Below are 19,002 nucleotides of genomic sequence, written 5' to 3' on the forward strand. Positions count from 1 at the left end.
CCGCGACTTTTAAGCGCCTTCGCCGTCCTATCCAGAGGTATGGATATCTCGGTAGTGGTCCCGACGTTAAACGGCCGGGAGGAGCTGACCGGCTGTCTGGACGCACTTACCGAGCAGGTCCCCGATGCCGAAGTGATTGTCGTCAATGGCCCGTCAGCCGACGGGACAACGGGTATGGTCCGCGATCGGGACGACATCTCTATTCTCGTCGAAATCGCCGATCGCTCGGTGACGGTCGCCCGCAACGCCGGGATCGACCGAGCCACAGGGGACGTTATCGCGCTCGTTCATCAATCACTCTCAGTCGAGTCTGGCTGGGCTGACGCCGTGAAAAACGGGCTTTCGGGGGCCGCACAGGCTATCACCGGGCCGACACACCAGCAACTGTGGGCCGGGATGACGACCGAAACGGAGGAGACGCGGACGATAGCCGGCCGCGACGTGACGTACTTTAATCCCGGCAACGTCGCGTTTGATGCCGAGGTGGTGGAAGCGCTCGACGGGTTCGACGAGTACCTGAACGTCGGCAGCGCCCGGGACTTCGCACACCGCATGGCTGCCGGTGAGTACGGCGTCGACTGGAGCACGGAAATGTGTGCCAGCCGCGAGTTTGAGGCTGATGGCGGCATCGCAGAGACCGACTGGAACTGGAAGTACCGCTCGCTCGCCTACCGGCTGGTGAAGAACTACAACGTCCGGCCGACCGTAGTGCGGCGAATCCTCAGTCACGCGGTCGGTGATGCGAAGGACGCGCTGGTCGATGTCGTGCGCGGGGAGACGACGCCGTCGCAGTGGCTCGGCACTGGGCAGGACGTGTTCGGTGGCGTCGGCTCCGGGGTCGTCGACGGGTTCCGGGCACGCGTGACCGACCGGACGGCTCGCCGGAATCCGAACGGTCGCTCCGCGCGCACGAACCGCGCGGTGACCGTGTACGACTGGCGGTAGCTAGGGTTGGCGGTAACCGATACTGGCCGCAACCGTTCGACTGAGGCAGGAGTGCCGATAGTTAGGGGGCCAGCGCCTCGATGACGCGGTTTGGATTGTTCGAGAACACCTTCCGCATCGCGTCTTCGGGGACGTCCAGTGTCAGAATCTCCATCACAGCCACGTTCGGGTGGACGCCGGGGACGCCGCTCCCGAAGAGGACGCGGTCGGGATGTTCTAAAACTGCCCGTTCCATCGGCCCTCGGTAGCGGACCGCGCTGGTGTCGAGATACAGATTGTCATGGACCTCCAGCAGGTCGATGGCCCGTTCCATCAGGTCCTTCCGGAGCGGGTGCGCGCCGAAGTGCGAGAGGATAACCGGAAAGTCGTACGCTAACAGCGACTCGGCGACGGCTTCGGGTTGGAACCTGTCGCCGCCGTGAACGATGACGGGCAGCGACACCGACTCGAGCTCTGCGAGCACGTCCTCGTCTGGCAGCCCGTCGGTCGGCGGATGGAGCTTGAAGCCGTAGAACCGGTCGTCGTATGCGTACTGTTCGATATCAGCAGGCGAGGTGTGTGCCTCCGTGCGACTACTTGCGAGGTTGCGAAGCGTCGAACCGGGGCCGGTCCCCGGGTCCCGAGCACCGTTGACTCTGGCGAAGGCGACCATCGGTCGTTCGACGGTCATCCGGGCGACAGCGTTGTTCGCTTTCAGATACGAACCGTCCCGCTCACCAGGAAAGACGACGGAGCGGACGACACCGGCCTGGTGCATCTCCCGCTCCAGTTGCTCCGGGTCACCCATGCCGTCTCGGGGCCGGCGATGCTCGTCGGGCTCCAGCTGTGCATGCACGTCAACGACCCGAAACCCGTGCTCCAACTCCAACATCTACTATACGGTCTGTATACCCCCATGCTAAAAGGTGTGCAGGTCGGGCCTGGATTACGGGGACAGCACGGCGCTGTCACCCGACAAGCTGTCCGCAGTGTTAGAAAGATTTATATAGAACCGCTTGCCTTGTCTTAAGTGAGGTTCAACACATATGTCATCTGGCCAGCGACGCATGGGCGGCCAGCCTCTTTTCATCCTTGATGAGGACGCCCAGCGCACACACGGGAAGGACGCACAGTCATCGAACATCTCCGCCGGAAAGGCCGTAAGCGAGTCCGTACGGACCACGCTCGGTCCCCGCGGCATGGACAAGATGCTCGTCTCCGACGATGGTGATGTGGTCATCACTAACGACGGGGCGACCATCCTCTCCGAGATGGACATCGAACACCCCGCGGCCCAGATGATCGTCGAGGTCGCCCAGACACAGGAGGACGAAGTGGGCGACGGAACGACGACAGCGTCCGTGCTGGCCGGGGAACTGCTGACGAAAGGTGAGGACCTGCTTGACGACGATGTCCACCCGACAACAATCGTCGAAGGGTACTCCGCCGCGGCCGAACTCGCACAGGACGCGATCAACGAGCTCGTCCTCGATGTCGACCTCGACGACGAGACGCTCGTCGAAGTCGCCGAATCCTCGATGACCGGTAAGGGCACCGGTGACGTCGAGGCCGGGGAACTCGCTGAAGTCGTCGTCGACGCCGTCCGTCACGCCAAGAGCGACAACGGCGTCCGCCGGGACAACATCGAAGTCCACACCCAGACGGGTGCGGCTTCCTCCGCAACCAAGCTCGTTGAGGGCGTCATCGTCGACGAGACAGCCGTCCACGACAACATGCCGACCTCGGTCGAGGACGCGTCCATCGCGGTCATCGACACCGAGCTCGACGTCCGCGAGAGCAACATCGACGCTGAGTACAATGTCTCCAGCGTCGACCAGCTCAACGCCGCGCTCGACGCTGAAGAGGGCGAACTGCAGGGCTACGCCGAAGATGTCCTCGAAAGCGGCGCTGACGTCGCGTTCGTCACCGAGGATGTTGCCGACCGCGTCGCCTCCCAGCTCGCCAAGGAAGGCGTCTTCGTGGCCGAGAGCATCAGCTCCTCGACCGCCAAGGACATCGTCGAGGCTACCGGCGCAAAGCGCGTCGGCTCGCTCGAATCCCTTGACGAGGACGCGCTCGGCCACGCCGACAGCGTCAACGTCGAGAAGCAGGGCGACGACGACATGACGTTCATCACCGGCGGCGCGACCGCCGAGTCCGTCACGGTCATCGCTCGCGGCTCCACCGAACACGTCGTCGACGAACTCGAACGCGCGCTCAACGACGCGCTCGACACCGTCATCGCCGCGCTCGATGCCGGCGGTGTGGTTCCCGGCGCAGGCGCGACGGAAATCGCCATCGCCGACCACATCCGCTCCGAAGCGGCGTCCATCGAGGGCCGCAAGCAGCTCGCCGTCGAAGCGTTCGCCGACGCCGTCGATGTGCTGCCCCGCACCCTCGCGGAGAACACGGGCCTCGACGCTATCGATGCGCTCGTCGACCTCCGTGCAGAACACGAGAGCGAGGGCATCGCTGGCGTCATCAGCGAAGGCCAGACCGGCATTGTCGATGACCCCGTCGAGTACGGCATCATCGACCCTGCCGCTGTCAAGCGCGAAGCCGTCGGCTCCGCCACCGAGGCGGCGACGATGATCGTCCGTATCGACGACGTTATTTCGTCGAGTTAAGCGAGATAGCGGTACAGGCGCTCTAACCTGTTTTCTTTCGGCGAAACCGAACAGCGGTGCGACCGCCGACAGAGAAGACGCCGCTTACTCGTTACTGGGCTCGACGGACAGCGTCAGCGTCACATCATGGCCGTCAGCGAGCGCGTCGACGAGGCCCCGGTCCACGTCGCCGGCCGCGGCGTCGGCGTTGACCATCACGGTCCGGTCGTCGACGTAGTCGCTCGTCCGCAGGACGTGGCTACGGTCATTTTCGAAGGACAGGTCGGGGTGACCGGTCCCGGTCACAGTAACGGTCTGCTCGCCAACTTCGATAGTCGCTGTAATCGCCGCGTCGGCATCCTGACAGGCCGTTACGAACTCGCTGTCGAAGTCGCTGGGGACGCGGTCGGCCTCGATAGCGAGGATGCAGTCACCTGCAGGTGTCAGAAAGTCGTCGCTTGTTACTTCCAGCGTGCTGGCGTGTTCGCCGGAGACGTTCTCGTGGCCCTGTGCACGGATCACTTCCTTGAGTGTCATACCTCCCGGTCACTGCCGGGCGTACTTCAGCGGGACGACTCCGACCGGACGACGGTAACCGTCACCGCACCGCAGGCACATTCGTGGGCTTCGCGGCGGCCGGCCTCGGTCTCAAACACCAGTGCTGGCTCCCCGAGCGAGCGCTCACAGTGTTGGGCCTCGCAGGTCGGTGTCGCCGCCTCGTGCAGTTCGGCAATCATATCTGGATAGTAGGTGGCTACCTATGTCAAAGCGAGCCATCCCCGGAGTGAAAGTGAAAGTGAAGGCGTGGGGCAAAGGATATGCCGCCACGGAACGGGCCACAAGGTATGTCGCTGGAGTGGCGCGGCGCGGCGGTTGCGCCGGACGACGAGATGCCGTCCCCGGAGGCGTGGAAACCGGTATCGGTGCCTGGCCGGCCCGAACAGTTCGCCGGTGCCGAGGCCGTGGCCTACGAAACGACGTTCTCGGACCCGCGGGACGAGAGCGACGCACACGCCCTGCTTGTACTGAGCGGAACGTACGCGCACACACGCGTGTGGTGCAACGATGAGTTGCTCACCAGCCACGACGCCTACTTCGAGCCGCTTCGGGTCCGACTCCCCGAAAGCGAGGAGTACCGGATCGTCGTGGAGTGTCGCGCGCCCGAGGACCGCTTCGGCGGTTTGCACGCGACTGACCAGCTTCCGCCGGAACGCTGTGTCCCGGGCGTTTGGTGGGACGCGACCCTTGAAACCCGACCGGACCCATGTGTGAGCGAACTCTCGGTCCAACCACAGCTGTCGGAAGCGGACGTAACCGACGCGTCGGTGGACGTGTCGGCGACCATCCTGACTGACGAGCCACTTGACGACCGGATTACGCTCTCGCTTCGGCCGGAGGGTGACGTTCGTGGCGGCGGGATGATGGACCGGGCCCGCGTCTCGACCGACGAGGAGACGACGACGGTGGCCTACACGATGGACGTGCGCGATCCGTCGCTGTGGTGGCCCCACGACCGCGGTGAACAGTCCCGCTACGTGCTCAGGGCAAAACTCGGCGACGACGAGCACTCGGTGACGACGGGACTCCGTACCGTTTCGTACGACGGTGGCCTGCGGGTCAACGGCGAAGATGTGCCGGTTCGCGGCGTGACGCTGCTGGACCCGACCGCTGAGGACGTCGAGCGGGCCGTCGACGCCAATGCAAATCTGGTTCGGGTACGGGCGCAGGGGACGCCGCCCGAAGTGGCCCGGACCTGTGACGACCACGGCGTCCTGCTCTGGCAGGACCTCCCGTTGTCAGGCCCCGAGCCGTTCGACACTGAGCGGGGCACTGCCCTCGCGGCTCGGCTCAATGCGACCTACGCACAGCATCCCAGTTTCGCGGCGGTCAGTGTTCACGACGAGCCAGTGACTCCGTACGCTGACGGACTGGGCTCCGGGTTCCTCGACAGGCTTCGCTTCCGGTGGCGTTCTTGGCGTACCGGCTACGACAGCACGGACGCCGAGTCGGTGTCGTCGGCTGTCGACTCCGTCCCGACGTTCCCGGTCGTCGGCCCGCCCGGAATCGACCCCGATGCGGTCACGTTGTACCCGGGGTGGCGGTACGGCGATGCAGCAGACCTCCCATGGCTCTATTCCAGATTCAACGTCAGCGATGTCGTTGCCGGCTTTGGCGCCGGTGCGCTGGGAACGCCGGACCCAGGCGATAGTCCCGGATTCGATAGCGCCTGCCACGACCGCCACGTTGACGGTGGAGTTGAAGCATCACAGGCGTATCAGGCCAGTGTCGTCCGCGGGGTTGCTGAGACGCTCCGGCGACGCAACGCACCGCTCGTCATCGTTGATAGCCTCCGAGATGTCGGTGACGCCGGCATGGGTCTGCTCGCCGCTGACGGGACCGAGAAGGAGGCATTCAGTGTTCTCGCCGACAGCTACGAGCCCACGCAGGTGGTGCTCTCGAATGCAGCGCCCGGCGAGCAAGATATTGTTGTCCTCCACGACCGTCCAGAAAAAGCGGACCTCACCGTCGAATGGGACTGCAACGGAAACCGCGAACAGGCCGAACACACGGTCGGCCCGTTTGCCCGCGTCACCGTCGACACACTCATTCTTTCAGCCGATGACGATGTGACGCTTGCCGCCACCGACGGCCAGACTGTCGTGAAAAACGAGTACCGTATTAGCGAGTAATACAGGTGCGTGATATACCATGGAAAATCGGTGCGATAGCGACCGTCTCACCCCTGAAATATGGCGTGTGAGAGGTTGACGCGGTATTCAATGCACCGGAATGTTTAAACAATATCCACCTCTATTTGTAGACACCAGAACGCTTCCGCGTTCAGGCAGTATCGCTTTCAGCCCAACATGAGAGGGAACCCTTGTTATTGGTGTCAGCCCCTCAGTAGTGGGCCGACTGTCTGTGCTGAAGCGGTGATGGCATAGAGGATTCAACAATGGCAGACTCGATAGACGAATCAAAGAACGTTACAGTAACAGAAGAGGATCTTGAAAACAAATCGAAAGGCGAGCTTATCAAACTCGCCGGCCAGCTTCGTGACCGACGAAACGAGCTGAACCAGATGGCATCCGAGCGGGCCTCTGCCCGCGACGACCTGAACGCGAAGACTCGCGAGAAGGTCGACGAAGCCCAAGAACACCGCGAGAAGCGCGACGAGCTCAACGAGCAGGTCCAGGAACACAAAGACCAGCGTAACGAGCTCAATGCGGAAGCGAACGAGCTGTTCGACAAGGTCGACAACCTGAAAAACGACCTCGAACTCGACGAGGGGACGTCAGTCGAACAACTCAAAGAGGAAATCGAAGACCTCGAATTCAAGCAACAGACCGAGGTGCTCTCCTCGGAAGACGAAAAGGAGCTCATCGAGAAGATCGAGACCAAGCGCGAAAAGCTCCAGGAGAAACAGGAGAAGCTCGATCAGGGCGGCGACCTCGAAGAGCTCAAAGAGGAAGCGGAAGAGGTCCGCTCGGAAGCCTCAAAGCACCACCAGAAGGTCACGGAACTGGCCGACGAGGCCCAGAAGCACCACAACGAGATGATCGAGGCCTACCGCGAGGCCGACGAGATCCGTGACGAGGCCGACGAGAAGCACGAAGAATTCGTCGATGCCCAGGAAGCGGCCGACCAGCATCACGAAGACTTCGTCCGCGTCCAGAAGCGCCTCCGCGAACTCGACAAGAAGGAAGAAGAGCAGGAGCGCTCCCAGCGCGAGGAGAAGCAGGAAGCCGCTCGCGAGGAAGCCGAGGAGATTTATCAGAAGTTCAAGGAAGGCGAAACCCTCGACACCGAGGACCTGATGAAGCTCCAGAAGGCCGGCAAGCTGTAAGTCTGTAGGATTTTCTCTCTGTTTTTACTGACCATAGATGCATCACTCATTCGGCCTGCTCCAGCTCGGCGCGCTCTCGCTCGTCCCGACAGCCCTCGGTGGGGTCCTGTTCGGCCTCGCACTAGCTGCGCCGCCAGGCCCGATGAACGCCGTTATCGCCGAGGAAAGCGCCTTGCGGGGCTGGCGGGCCGGCTTCTTCGCCGGTCTCGGCGCGATGACCGCTGACGCCTGTTTCCTCGTGCTCGCCGTGCTCGGTGCCGCCACAGTCATCACCGAGACGCCGGGCGTTCAACGCGTGATGGTCGGTGCCGGCGGGCTCCTGATGCTCTGGTTTGCCTACGGCGCAGTTCAGGAAGCCAATACAGTCGTTACCGAGGGGGACTCGTCAGTCACGGCTGGGGATAGCCGTGGCTTTCGCAAGGCCCTCGTCTTGGCGCTGACAAATCCCTATCAGGTCATCTTCTGGCTCACCGTCGGCATCGGCCTCCTCGAACCCGGTGTGGTCGACGTGTCGTCGTACGTGCCTGCGGTCGGGACTGACACGCTAACGATACAAACCGGTCATCCGGTGCTATTAGGTGGGTTTTTCGGCGGTATCGGCCTCTGGATTACGGGGTTTCCGGCAGCGATTGTTGCTGCGAGAACGCGTATCGAACGGCTCGCACCGCTGATCGCGTGGGTCAGCGCCGCTGTTCTCGCCGGGACTGGCGTCCTGTTCCTGCTACGAGCGCTATGAGTCGCCCATCCCGGTCGCCACGTCGTCAAGATCGTCTTCGACAGCCATATCCGCGACTTCCATCGTCAGCCACTCTTGGAACCAGCGGGTCCGCTTGAGTCGCTGGTGGACGATAGACTCTGCTGTGTCGCTCTCGACGCGTTCGCGTGCGTCCTCACCGCGTTCGATGACACGGTCGACCATCTCGGCTGCGTCCATGTGCGTCCGGGACTCATAGCCCATACGCAACAGCATCAGGGCGGTCCCGTTCGCGCCGACCTTATCCAGGATATCCGCCTCAATGAGACACTGTACTTCTAGGGCAGGTCGTCCAGCGGCCCCTGGTACGAATGGACCTCAACGGCGGAGCAGACCTGTTCGATAAACGATTCGGGGTAGTCACCGTGTGCCCGCAGATACTCGCGTGCGATCCGAGCGCCGGCTTCCGCATGGAGGTCTTGCTCGGCTTCCAGTTTTGCGATGTCGTGAAACAGCGCTGCCACGCGAGTCACGTCCACGTTCGCCCCCTCCTTGCGGGCGATTTTTGTCGCGATGTCGACGACGTTGAGGATGTGGTTGAAGCGGTACTCCGCGGAGTGCCACGGGTACCAACGCATACGGCCGCCCTCTTCTTCGTTTTCGACACTCGCCGCGAGATAGTCGTGGACGAATTCCTTCATTTCCTCGAACGCGTCGGCTGAGACAGGTGACTCCCTAATCTCGACGCCCACAGCACCACCTCCGGAGACGGATTTCGATATTCATCTTACACATATAGACGTACGTTCGACTCTTTAGCGTTACGACAGGGAGAACGGCTGCCACACCTGGCATTTCTGGATGCAAACAGTGTCACAAAACCGGTCTTCGGAGCAGTTGTCTGAGCGGCGGACAGCCACCCTCACTGTCCCCGATTCCGTGTCAGTAGGACCGCTGTTGGGCGACAGTCGCGACTGGTTCTCAGCGGCTGGGAACATTAGTCTGGCTTTTTACAGCTAATAGATAAATCGACACATATGCCTCTCCAGCTACTTCACATGCCCGTCGGCGACGTGTCGATCGTGACCCACGCGATCAGCGAACACGCGGTGACTGACGTGCTCGTCGGCGTCGGTATCGCCCTGTGTCTGTTCGGACTGTACTACAAGCTGATACTGCTCCCCGCGAATAGACAGGAATCGTCACAGCGCCCGGGGGACAGTCGCCGCCGTGATTACAGGTAGGCGGCGTCCCAGCGCATCGGCTTGCGAACGTTCCCGCAGTTGTCACATTCGATGCGGCCCATTGAGTCCATCGCGTTCGCCAGCGTCTCGCAGTTACTGCAGAAGTAGCCATAGCGATCGCTGCCTTCCTCTGTGACGTGGACCACGTGGAACGGCGCCATCGACCCGGACTCGTGGTTGTTATGATCGACATAGACTGTCCGACCATCGCCAGTTATCCGCTCACGACCGAGTTCGTCTGCATCGGTGTAGAGGTTCTCGACGTAGGTCCGTCCAGCGATGTCGACTTCACCCGTGCCAGCGCGTTCGAAACCGCGGTCCTCGTAGAAGTTGTTGCCTTCGACGTTGTCGGCCAGCACGCGCCCCTGGAGTGTCTCAGCGCCGCGGTCATGGAGTTCCCGGTGGGTCTCATCGAACAGCGCTGACCCGATCCCCTCGTCGCGGTATGCCGGGTCGACGTGCAACCAGAGAATCGTCCCGATACTGTCGCCCGACAGAACGCTCTCTGAGAGGCCGACCACCTGCCCGTCCTGTTCGCCGACGAGAATCAACCGATTACTCTCTTCACTGAGTATTTCGTTGATACGATCTTCGTCGTACCACTCCTCGATAGCGCTTGTAATCGCCTTCGGTCCCAGCGAGTACGACGCCTCTAACGAGCGACGCGCCACGTCACGGATAGCCGGCCGGTCCGACGGCACTGCCTCCCTGATTTTCATATGCCACTAGTTGGCACGGAACATCATAAAGATACAGCTCGGTGTCAGAATTTGGGACACTCGTTGGGCTATTCATGCGAGGGCGCTACAGTTTGTGACCTTGGCTGGGACGTGTCTGTCCACTACCCACTGCTATCGTTGCTCCCCCGAAGAAATGCAGCCGCTGTTCGTGCTCTGTCATCAGATACTTCGGGCAGATTCGAAGCATGAGGACTCGAATCTGCTCGTCCTTTGGGTTCAACCGCCGGGATATCTGCTGCTCGCGAGTTGTTTGCGGTAGAATAGTCCCGGGCGGATTCGAACCGCCGTCAAGGGCTCCAAAGGCCCTTATGATTGGCCACTACACCACGGGACTGCACTCACTGTATTCGGAATAATCGACGGAACGCACTTGAACGCTTCGAGAGCGAGCGGTCAATCGCTGGTGACTTCGGCCTCTACTTCGAGGAGGCCACAGACATCACCCTCGGGGTCGAAACAGTCGGGACACTGTGGTTTACGGTCGATGATCGTATCGAGGCGATCAGCGACTGTTTCGTCGATGACGCCCTCCAGTTGCTTTGCCTCGGCTCGGAACTCTTCGACCTCGAGCACTTCGATGAGGAACCGCTCGATGATACAGTAGTTCTGGAGCGCCTCACGAGCCTGTGCGATACCGTCATCAGTGAGATCGACACCTTTGTACTTCTCGTGGTTCAGCAGCCCCCGGTTTTCGAGTTTGCCGATCATCTCGTTGGCACTCGCCGGGCTGACATCAAGCATATCAGCCACGTCGCCAGTGGATGCTGGACCGTCTTCTTGTTGCTGCGTGAGATAGATCGCTTTCAGATACTGGGCCTGCGTGTTCATTGATAGTCCTCCATCAGGTCAGTCACGTCTTCGACACCCGCCGCCTCGTCCTCGCGGATATCCGATAGCACAGCAAGCAACCGCTCGCGGTCGATGGTGAATGTCACGTCCGATGCCTCGATTGCTTCGATGAGGTCGTCGTAGAACTTGTACGCCGTCTCCTCGTTACAAAGCTGGTCATACAGCACGCCATCAAAGTCCTTGTCGGCTTCGTACTGGGCCTCGACCAGCATCTCGATTTCTTCGAACGGGACAGTGTCCGCTTCGAGGTCGTCGATGAGCGACTCCAGTTGCCGGCGGTGCTCAGCTGACTCCGTCTCAGCGTGTTCGAGGAGGTCGAGTACCGCCTGCTCGTGCTCACCGCTCGTTTCCTCGGCGTGCTTGGCCGACCGTGCCTCGACGACCTCTTCGAGGACGATGCCAATCTGTAGCAGCCGGGCGAGCTGATGGTCGGACGCCACCGGCTGTGTGAGACTCACGGCAACACCCCCACTCGGCGCTGTGCTGCGGTCATACACGTAGTTCGGGGAGGCCCGGACTTAAGCGGTTCCCTGTCGCCGAGCCGGCGTATCCGACTCAGTCACGGCCACCGTTCCCCTTCCCGGCTACTGCCTGTCCATCTCAACACTGTCAGCGACTGCCGAATTGTCAGTGATGCAGGTCTGCGGCCTAAAAGCGGATTGTCTGTCACCACGAGTATCTGCTCACTCACGAGAATACCGTCGGAGAATGGCTCCAACGGGGTGGGAGAAGCAGACGATTACTCTTGGAGACGGCGGGAAAGTGGACACTCCCAAGCCGTTGTTCGTGCGTTACCGCTCACTCACGAAGCCGCTCGTAGATCAGCTGGTCGAGGTCCTCGCGGAGTTCGTCGACCTGCACTTCTTCGAGTACCGGGACATAGAACCCTTCGACGAGCATGTTCTTCGCTCGCTCCGGGTCGACACCGCGGGAGGTCATGTAGAACATGTCCTCTGCGTCGACCTGCCCGACCGTTGCGGAGTGGGAGGCCTCGGTGTCGTGGTTGTTGATGATGAGCTTCGGCGACGCGTCGGCCTCGGAGTCGTCGGAGAGCATGAGCGTGTTCTCACGCTGGTACGACGACGTGTCCCAAGCTTCGCGTCCGACATCCTGAACGCCTTCGTACACCGAGCGGGCGTCGTTGTCGAGGACGCCGCGGGTGACGAGATCGGCGATGGTGTGCTCGGCCTCGTGCCAGACACGCGACGCGATGTCGAAGTGCTGGTCCTCGTGGCCGAAGAACGCACCCAGAATCTGTGATTCGGAGGAGTCACCCAAGAGTCGGGTTTCGACGTTGGACTTGGTCAGGCGGGAGCCGATGTTGCCGTCGATCCAGTTGACCGTGGCGTAGGTGTCGGCGTGGCCGCGCTTGACCTGGAAGTTGTAGGTCTCCTCTGAGAGGTTCTGGAGCGCGCCGTACTGGACGTAGGCGTTCTCCTCGGCGACGACCTCGACAATACCGGAGTAGTACTGATCAGCGTCAGTTGTCTCGCCGGTCCCCTGACGTTCGAGGATCGTCACTGACGAGGACTCCTCAGCGAGGACGAGCGTGTAGTTGAACAGCGACTGGCTGTTCATCGTCGTCCGGATCTTCACGTCCTCGGCGTCAACGCCCTCAGGGACGTAGACGACTGTCCCAGCCGAGAACAGGGCCGTCGACAGCGCGGTGAGGTAGTCTCGCTGCGGGTCAACGACGCTGCCGAAGTGGTCCTCGACGAGGTCCGCGTGCTCGTCGAGCGCTTCGCTCCAGGACAGCACTTCGACGCCCTCTGCGTCGACGCGGTCCTTGTCCTGTGCGTAGTCGAGCGGGTCGACCAGCGACTCATATTCGAGCGCGTCCAGATTCGTCCAGGTGCGACCCGGCGTCCGGATGACATCCGGCATCTCCAGATCCTCGAGCGCTGCGAGCGCGTCCTTTCGCGTCTCGAGCAGCCACTCGGGCTCGCCGAGATCGTCTGAAATCTGTTCTACCTGGGCCTCTGTGAGATTGGCGTGTACCTGCGTACTCATGGTTATCCGAGCGACCCCTCCATCTCAAGCTCAATGAGGCGGTTCAGCTCAACGGCGTACTCAATCGGCAGTTCCTCCGTAATCGGCTCGATGAAGCCGGCGACGATCATCTGCTTTGCGTCGTCGTCGTCCAGTCCGCGGGACTGGAGGTAGAAGACGTCCTCGTCGCCGATCTTGCCGACGGTCGCCTCGTGGGCAACGTCGACCTTGGACTCCTGAATCTCCATGTACGGCATCGTGTCCGACGTGGACTCGTTGTCGAACATCAGCGCGTCACACTCGACGGAGGTCGAGGAGTCCTCGGCTCCGTCAGCGATGTGGACGAGACCGCGGTAGTTCGTGCGGCCGCCGTCCTTCGCGATGGACTTGGACTCGATTGTGGACTTCGTTTCGGGTGCGTTGTGATATACCTTCGCGCCCGTGTCGATGTCCTGCCCCTCGCCAGCCATGGCGATGGTGATGTGGTTGTCCGTCGCGCCCGGACCCTTGAGAACGGTGGAGGGGTACAGCATCGTGGCCTTCGAGCCCATGCTGCCTGAGACCCATTCCATCGTGCCGTCGGCCTCGCAGATGGCGCGCTTGGTGTTGAGGTTGTACGTGTTCTTCGACCAGTTCTGGACGGTCGAGTACTGAACGTGGGCGTTCTCCTTGACGAACACTTCGACGCCGCCGGAGTGGAGATTGAACTCGGAGTACTTCGGGGCGGAACAGCCCTCAATGTAGTGAACTTCGGAGTTCTCCTCGGCGATGATGAGCGTGTGCTCGAACTGGCCCATGCCGTCGGAGTTCATGCGGAAGTACGCCTGCACGGGCATGTCAACCGTGGTGTCCTCGGGGACGTAAACGAACGACCCGCCGGACCAGATAGCGCCGTGTAGCGCCGCGAACTTGTTGTCGCTCGGCGGCACGGCCTTGGTCATGAAGTACTCTTTGAGGATGTCTTCGTGTTCCTGGACAGCCTTGTCCATGTCACAGAAGATGACACCCTTGTCTTCCCAGCGCTCCTGCATGTTCTGGTAGACGATCTCGGACTCGTACTGTGCGCCGACGCCCGAGAGCGCGTTCTTCTCGGCTTCCGGGATGCCGAGCTTGTCGAAGGTGTCCTGGATCTCATCAGGGAGGTCATTCCAGTCGTCGACCCCGCCGCGGGTCTCGATATCGGGACGGATGTACGGAACGATCTCGTCGACGTCGACCTCGGAGAGGTCGGGCGCGCCCGGCCAGCCGTCCGGCATCGGCATTTCGTGGAACTGCTCGAGTGCGCGAAGGCGGCGCTCGAGCATCCATTCCGGCTCGTCCTTGTCTTCGGAGATGACCCGGATGGTCTCCTCCGTGAGGCCCTTCTCGGCTTCGAAGGCGGACTTCTCCTCTTTCTTGAACTCGAAGCGCTTCTCCGTGTCGGTTTCTTTGAGGTGGTCTTGATCTGAACTCATAGTGTGTGTAGTGTTATCGCTGTGTACGGAAGGGCGTTACGCGGCCTCGTAGGCTTCCTCTCGGACCCAGTCGTATCCCTCGTCTTCGAGCTTTTCGGCGAGTTCAGCGCCACCGGAGGTGGCGATCTGGCCGTCAAGCATCACGTGGACGTGGTCGGGTTCGACGTAGTCGAGGATACGCTGGTAGTGGGTGATCTGGAGGATGCCCGCGCCCTGCTCGTCACGGAGCGCGTTGATACCGTTGGAGACGTCCTGCAGTCGGTCAATGTCCAGCCCGGAGTCGATCTCGTCGAGCACGGCAACCGAAGGCTCGAGAATCGCGGCCTGGAGGACTTCGTTTTGCTTCTTCTCGCCGCCCGAGAAGCCAGCGTTGAGATACCGGGACGCGAACTTCTCGTCCATGTCCAGCTGCTCCATCTTCTCCTGGAGGATTTCTTGGAACTCGGCGACACCGATTTCGCCTTCTTCGACGTTGCCCTCCATCGGGGAGGTGTCGTAGCCGGCAGCGTCCTCGTTGGTGTCGCCACCCTCTGCGTCGGCTTCTTCTTCCTCGTCGTCGTCCTCGAAGAGCTCCTCGCGCTCTTCGAGCTTGGCGTTGAGCGCGGTGCGGAGGAAGTTCACCATCGTGACACCTTCGATCTCGGCCGGGTACTGGAAGCCGAGGAAGATGCCGAGCGCGGCGCGCTCGTTCGGTTCGAGGTCGAGCAGGTTCCAGGTTCGGAGATCCTCCGGGATCTCTTCGTCACCGAACTCGTCTTCTTCGAGGTGGATGAGTACTTCGCCGTCGGTTACCTCGTAGGCAGGGTGGCCGGCGATGATCTTCGCCGTTGTGGACTTACCCGAGCCGTTGGGACCCATCAGCGCGTGGATCTCACCGGACTCGACTTCGAGGTTGACACCGCGGAGAATCGTTTCACCGTCCTCTTCTGCGACTTCTGCGTGGAGATTGTTGATTTCGAGTTTCGCCATAGGTATCTCTTAGGTCAACCGAAAGAAGGTACGTTTCACCCATGAAGCTTTCGCATTGCCGTGAACTCAAATTCAGTATATAGAAACAATATTTCTTACAGCAGTAAGCGCCCGCCTGCTGTTGGTTACATGAAACTCCCGAGTCCTGTCTGTTCCTGCCCGGATTTGACCTCCTCCCAGGAGATGTCCATCGCCTCCAGAATGCGGGCAATCGGCCCTTTCAGGGTCTTATCGAGCATCTTGTCCCAGTCGATTTCGAACTCTTCGGGAATCTGGTCTGCGTACTCGAAACAGATCACGTCGGGGTCTCGCCGGAACTCGCCGTACAGCGGGTCCCGCTGGGGGTCCAGACCTTCCTCTTCCTCGATACGCTGGAAGAAGTCCGAGTGGACCCGGTCGAGATACAGCCGCTTCGGTTTGGACCCGCTCTGGAAGTTCGTCCCTAGGTAGGAGGTTGGCGTACTTCGCGCCCCGCACCTGCGCGGTGTCGGTGTCGTAGTTATCGAGTTTCTTCCCGATACCGCCGGGGATACCTACATCGTCGTAGTTGACATTGCCGTCCTGATAGTCCTCGATGACGTCGCTGACGTACTGCTTGATCGACTCGGCGTCCTCGCCGCGGACGATGCGGTCGATGACTTCCTTCTGGACCCGTTTCGTGATCGGCGCGATATCGGACCGCTGGTATTCGAACCCGGTGATATCGATGTCGTCGACGTGTTTGCCTTCTTTCCAGACGATGTTGCCCGCGTAGCGCTTCTTCTTGCCCGCCTGGAAGAACCGCCGGTAGAGCTTTTCGAACTCTATCTGGAACCGGTGCTCACTCGCGTTGAGCCGCTCCATCGCGAATTCGTCGTAGGAGTCATTGATCGTCTCCTCCAGTTCGAATCCCTTCTGGATGGTCGCGGCGACGAGTTCGAGTTCGTCGTCACCCATCTCCGGGTGTTTCTCGCGCATCTCGTCGGTGACCGTCGCGTCCCCATCGACATCCTCCGGGCCGATATCCCCGAGCTGGAGCATGACGGAGTCAGTGTCGCCGTAAACGACCTCGTACCCCTCGTCGGCGACGACTTCGTCGGTGTAGTCGATGACCTCCCGACCGGTGGCGGTGACCGCCGCGCCCATTTCCTTGTCGTATAGGCGGAAGCGGTCCCACCCCAGAACGCCGTACAGGCTGTTCATTATCACCTTCACCGCTGCTTGCTGGCGGTCGAAGCGCTCGTACTCCGGATTGTCTGGGTCGAAACTGTTTCGCTGTTCTTTCTTCTCCTCGCGTTCTGAGAGGAGTTCGTCGACCATCTCCCGGATGACGCCGTCCGGTTCCTTTCGGAAGTGGGTGCCATTAGGTGCGCGGTAGGTGTCGCCGTCGTAGATCTCCGGATCAACTTTCGTCTCCGGACTGGCGTTGGTCGTCACCATGCACATCGGGTACAGCGACTTCAGGTCCAGCACGGTAACGTTCTCGCGGACGCCCGTGATGGGGTCGAACACTGCGCCACCCTCGTAGTCCTCGCTCTCCTGTTGGCCCTTCGAGGGCAGTGCGAACTCGCCGTGGAGCTTGTGGAGGACGTACATGTCGACAGCGTCGCCGGGGGTGGTGGCGTCCTCGAGCTTACACCCGACGAAGGTACGGACCTCGTCCCAGAAGTCGATGATATCCTGTTCGCGGTCGAGTTCGACACAGAGCTCCACGTCCCGGAGGTTGTACTCCAGCAACTGCTCGGGGTCCTGTTCCCAGAGGTCGCCGATGTCGCCGGTGTAACGCTCCTTGCCGACGCCGAGTTCTTGTTCGCCGACGGCGTCAAGCCGGTAGGATTCGAGTTCGGTGAACTGCGTTCGCTTGTAGGCATAGAGGAGATCGAAGACGACACGGCCTTTGATATCGGGGCCGCCCCAGCCTGAGCGCCAGACCTCGTCGACCCGCGAGAGGCGGTCTATCTGGAGGTCGAAGTCGTGGTTGTAGCTCTGGAGTTCCTCCAGTCGGTCGAGAAAGTACGGTGCGTCGAAGTCGTCGAAGTTCCAGCCTGTCAGCACATCCGGGTTGGTGTCAACGATGTAGTCGACGAAGGCTTCCAGCATGGCCTCCTCCTCGTCGAAGACGCGCACGTCGGCCTCGAAGTCCTCCCGGATCGGGTCGTAGCCGGCCAGCGCCTCGGGACCGTTGACGCCGTCGGGGGACTCGTACAGCCAGACGATGTACTCGTCGCGGTAGGAATCATGCGAGGTGAGACAGATGATCGGTTCCTCGCCGTCCTCGGGGAACCCCTGTCTGTCGTCGACCTCGATGTCGAAGGTGTTGACCCGCGGGTCGGCGTGGGCCTCGACCGGCTGAATCTCCTCGTGGTGGACTTTCAGGCTGTCATCGTCGAGTTCGCGGGCGGGGACACGAACGCCACTCGTGATGTCCTTGTCGATGAGCAGGCGGTTGGGAAAGAGAATGTCCGCCTCGTAGTGGTCGAAGTCGTCACGGATCTGTCCCACGTCGCGTGGTGTCTGGCCGAATATCTTCGTCAGGCGCTCGCCCCGAATCGATTCGTAGGGTTCGCCAGCGTCGGCTTCTTCCCAGCCGGCGATGCTGTCGTACTGCCGGAGTTCGTGCTCGGTGACGCTGTCGGTCGGCGCGTAGAAGTAGGGTTGGAAATTGAAGACACGCGCGTGGACCGGCTCGTTGTCGTCGGTGCGCCCGAAAACGTGGACGACCGGGAACTCGTCGTCGCCCTGCCCCTCGATAGTGTAGTCGACCTGCGTGACGACGAACTCGACGGTCTCCTCAACCGGTGGGAACTGGCGCTCGTCAAGATCGACGACGCTCGTTCCGCCGGTGTCGCTCCCACCGTTGCCCGCGATGGCCGCCGCTTCGTCGGCGACCGGGCGATCCTCCTCCGCGTCTTGCTCGAAGTCCCCCAGCGTGCCCTGGGTCCCGTCACTCATTCTTGGCCATGCTTCGAGATGCCGCATAAAAACACCGACGGTCGACGGGGTATTGCCACAGGCAGAAAGTATATGCCATCGAGTAACATACCCAAGTTTGACGGCCAATGTCGCACCACGCATCCCCCCACGGCGAGGCGGATAGGTCCGAAGAACTGCGGTCGGAGCCGGCGCTCCCGGACGCCATCCAGACGACCGAGACCTACGAGACCGAGGAGGGGACAGTGTTTTACGATGCAGAGAACCCTCTGGCGTGGCTACAGACTGATACGGCGCTTACCTTACAGGAGATCGCCTGACAGGAAGTACTTTTAGCGTCCACACGTCGTAGCTAGTGTGATGGATATCCCCGGCGAGGACGACCCGAACGAGAGCGGCGGTGTCCTCTCCGAAAAGAGCGAGTATGAGCCCGAAGAGTTCGACCCGGAGAGCCTCGGGCCGGACGTGCCATCGCCGTCGGGCGGCGATTACGACGGCGACGCCACGGGACTGTTCGTCAAACTCGTCATCGTCTTCAACGTCGCGCTGCTGGCGCTCTCGCTCGGCCCAATGCTGGCCTACTTCGAGGGGCAGGTCGACCTCGGAATCCGGATCTTTCTCGTCGGCGTCATCGCCTTCGGCTACGGAACGTTCCGGTACGTCCAGTTCGAGCGGGAGCGTAAATCGGACGACGAGGACGAACCAACCGAGACAACGAATACCCAGCCCGACGGCACGGAGTCAAGCGACCACAACGGCTAACCGGCCCGATCAGC

18 protein-coding genes, 1 tRNA gene and 1 pseudogene are annotated in these 19,002 nt (G+C 61.4%); 8 read left to right on the plus strand and 12 right to left on the minus strand.

Annotation, left to right across the window (positions count from 1 at the left end; genetic code table 11):
* Positions 1-39: 39 nt before the first annotated feature.
* A complete protein-coding gene (locus ACODNH_RS06360; protein WP_306708509.1) occupies positions 40-945 on the plus strand; it encodes a glycosyltransferase family 2 protein in 906 nt (301 codons plus the stop codon).
* Positions 946-1,006: 61 nt separating this feature from the next.
* Here the strand turns inward: ACODNH_RS06360 and ACODNH_RS06365 are convergent, their stop codons facing one another.
* The gene (locus ACODNH_RS06365) at positions 1,007-1,816 is read right to left on the minus strand and encodes an amidohydrolase family protein (protein ID WP_306708511.1); all 810 of its coding nucleotides are present in this window, start codon (positions 1,814-1,816) and stop codon (positions 1,007-1,009) included.
* A gap of 175 nt (positions 1,817-1,991) precedes the next feature.
* On the opposite strand from ACODNH_RS06365, the gene thsA reads away from it, so the two are divergent.
* Positions 1,992-3,551: a thermosome subunit alpha gene (thsA, locus tag ACODNH_RS06370; protein WP_306710432.1), complete on the plus strand. Its 1,560-nt coding sequence runs from the start codon at positions 1,992-1,994 to the stop codon at positions 3,549-3,551.
* A gap of 84 nt (positions 3,552-3,635) precedes the next feature.
* Here thsA and ACODNH_RS06375 read toward each other — a convergent pair whose 3' ends face one another.
* Positions 3,636-4,067 (minus strand): DUF371 domain-containing protein, encoded by a 432-nt coding sequence (locus ACODNH_RS06375; protein WP_434531122.1) that lies wholly within the window; start codon positions 4,065-4,067, stop codon positions 3,636-3,638.
* A 26-nt stretch (positions 4,068-4,093) separates the two neighbouring features.
* The gene (locus tag ACODNH_RS06380; protein ID WP_434531123.1) at positions 4,094-4,267 is read right to left on the minus strand and encodes a hypothetical protein; all 174 of its coding nucleotides are present in this window, start codon (positions 4,265-4,267) and stop codon (positions 4,094-4,096) included.
* Positions 4,268-4,375: 108 nt separating this feature from the next.
* On the opposite strand from ACODNH_RS06380, the gene ACODNH_RS06385 reads away from it, so the two are divergent.
* From ACODNH_RS06385 to ACODNH_RS06395, 3 genes are all read left to right on the plus strand, one after another.
* Positions 4,376-6,220: a hydrolase gene (locus ACODNH_RS06385; RefSeq protein WP_306708518.1), complete on the plus strand. Its 1,845-nt coding sequence runs from the start codon at positions 4,376-4,378 to the stop codon at positions 6,218-6,220.
* Positions 6,221-6,486: 266 nt separating this feature from the next.
* On the plus strand, positions 6,487-7,377 hold the full coding sequence (locus ACODNH_RS06390; protein WP_004957913.1) for a coiled-coil protein: 891 nt from the start codon (positions 6,487-6,489) through the stop codon (positions 7,375-7,377).
* 37 nt (positions 7,378-7,414) lie between these two features.
* Entirely contained in the window at positions 7,415-8,113 is a 699-nt protein-coding gene (locus tag ACODNH_RS06395) for a LysE family translocator (RefSeq protein ID WP_306708520.1), read from the plus strand.
* Here the strand turns inward: ACODNH_RS06395 and ACODNH_RS06400 are convergent.
* Positions 8,108-8,823 (minus strand): annotated as a pseudogene (locus ACODNH_RS06400) (HD domain-containing protein). The gene ACODNH_RS06395 and the pseudogene ACODNH_RS06400 sit on opposite strands and share 6 nt — an antisense overlap.
* Positions 8,824-9,108: 285 nt before the next feature.
* Between ACODNH_RS06400 and ACODNH_RS06405 the strand changes: the two are divergent.
* Positions 9,109-9,315 (plus strand): hypothetical protein, encoded by a 207-nt coding sequence (locus tag ACODNH_RS06405; protein ID WP_434531124.1) that lies wholly within the window; start codon positions 9,109-9,111, stop codon positions 9,313-9,315.
* On the opposite strand, the gene ACODNH_RS06410 is transcribed toward ACODNH_RS06405, so the two are convergent.
* The 8 genes from ACODNH_RS06410 to ACODNH_RS06445 form a co-directional block, all read right to left on the minus strand.
* Positions 9,306-10,034 (minus strand): GNAT family N-acetyltransferase, encoded by a 729-nt coding sequence (locus tag ACODNH_RS06410; protein WP_306708527.1) that lies wholly within the window; start codon positions 10,032-10,034, stop codon positions 9,306-9,308. The two genes, ACODNH_RS06405 and ACODNH_RS06410, sit on opposite strands and share 10 nt — an antisense overlap.
* A gap of 282 nt (positions 10,035-10,316) precedes the next feature.
* Positions 10,317-10,389, minus strand: a tRNA-Gln gene (locus tag ACODNH_RS06415).
* 59 nt (positions 10,390-10,448) lie between these two features.
* Positions 10,449-10,883, minus strand: coding sequence for a metal-dependent transcriptional regulator (locus tag ACODNH_RS06420; RefSeq protein ID WP_306708529.1), 435 nt, complete (start codon positions 10,881-10,883; stop codon positions 10,449-10,451).
* Positions 10,880-11,362, minus strand: a complete 483-nt coding sequence (locus ACODNH_RS06425; RefSeq protein ID WP_306708531.1) for a ferritin-like domain-containing protein — start codon at positions 11,360-11,362, stop codon at positions 10,880-10,882. The genes ACODNH_RS06420 and ACODNH_RS06425 overlap by 4 nt, the downstream gene beginning before the upstream one ends.
* 340 nt (positions 11,363-11,702) lie before the next feature.
* On the minus strand, positions 11,703-12,914 hold the full coding sequence (sufD, locus tag ACODNH_RS06430; RefSeq protein ID WP_306708533.1) for a Fe-S cluster assembly protein SufD: 1,212 nt from the start codon (positions 12,912-12,914) through the stop codon (positions 11,703-11,705).
* Positions 12,915-12,916: 2 nt separating this feature from the next.
* Positions 12,917-14,347, minus strand: coding sequence for a Fe-S cluster assembly protein SufB (gene sufB / locus ACODNH_RS06435; RefSeq protein WP_306708535.1), 1,431 nt, complete (start codon positions 14,345-14,347; stop codon positions 12,917-12,919).
* A 36-nt stretch (positions 14,348-14,383) separates the two neighbouring features.
* Complete coding sequence (locus ACODNH_RS06440) at positions 14,384-15,316, minus strand: ABC transporter ATP-binding protein (RefSeq protein ID WP_306708537.1); 933 nt, start codon at positions 15,314-15,316, stop codon at positions 14,384-14,386.
* A 228-nt stretch (positions 15,317-15,544) separates the two neighbouring features.
* On the minus strand, positions 15,545-18,247 hold the full coding sequence (locus ACODNH_RS06445) for a DNA-directed DNA polymerase (RefSeq protein ID WP_434531125.1): 2,703 nt from the start codon (positions 18,245-18,247) through the stop codon (positions 15,545-15,547).
* 107 nt (positions 18,248-18,354) lie between these two features.
* Here ACODNH_RS06445 and ACODNH_RS06450 point away from each other — a divergent pair, with 107 nt between their 5' ends.
* Both ACODNH_RS06450 and ACODNH_RS06455 read left to right on the plus strand, forming a co-directional pair.
* Entirely contained in the window at positions 18,355-18,546 is a 192-nt protein-coding gene (locus tag ACODNH_RS06450; protein ID WP_004517169.1) for a DUF7331 family protein, read from the plus strand.
* A gap of 40 nt (positions 18,547-18,586) precedes the next feature.
* Positions 18,587-18,988 carry a DUF7322 domain-containing protein gene (locus tag ACODNH_RS06455; RefSeq protein WP_306708545.1) on the plus strand — a complete coding sequence of 134 codons (402 nt, stop codon included), beginning with the start codon at positions 18,587-18,589 and terminating at the stop codon, positions 18,986-18,988.
* Positions 18,989-19,002 lie beyond the last annotated feature (14 nt).

Source organism: Haloarcula sp. NS06, assembly GCF_051122755.1.
Lineage (GTDB): Archaea > Halobacteriota > Halobacteria > Halobacteriales > Haloarculaceae > Haloarcula.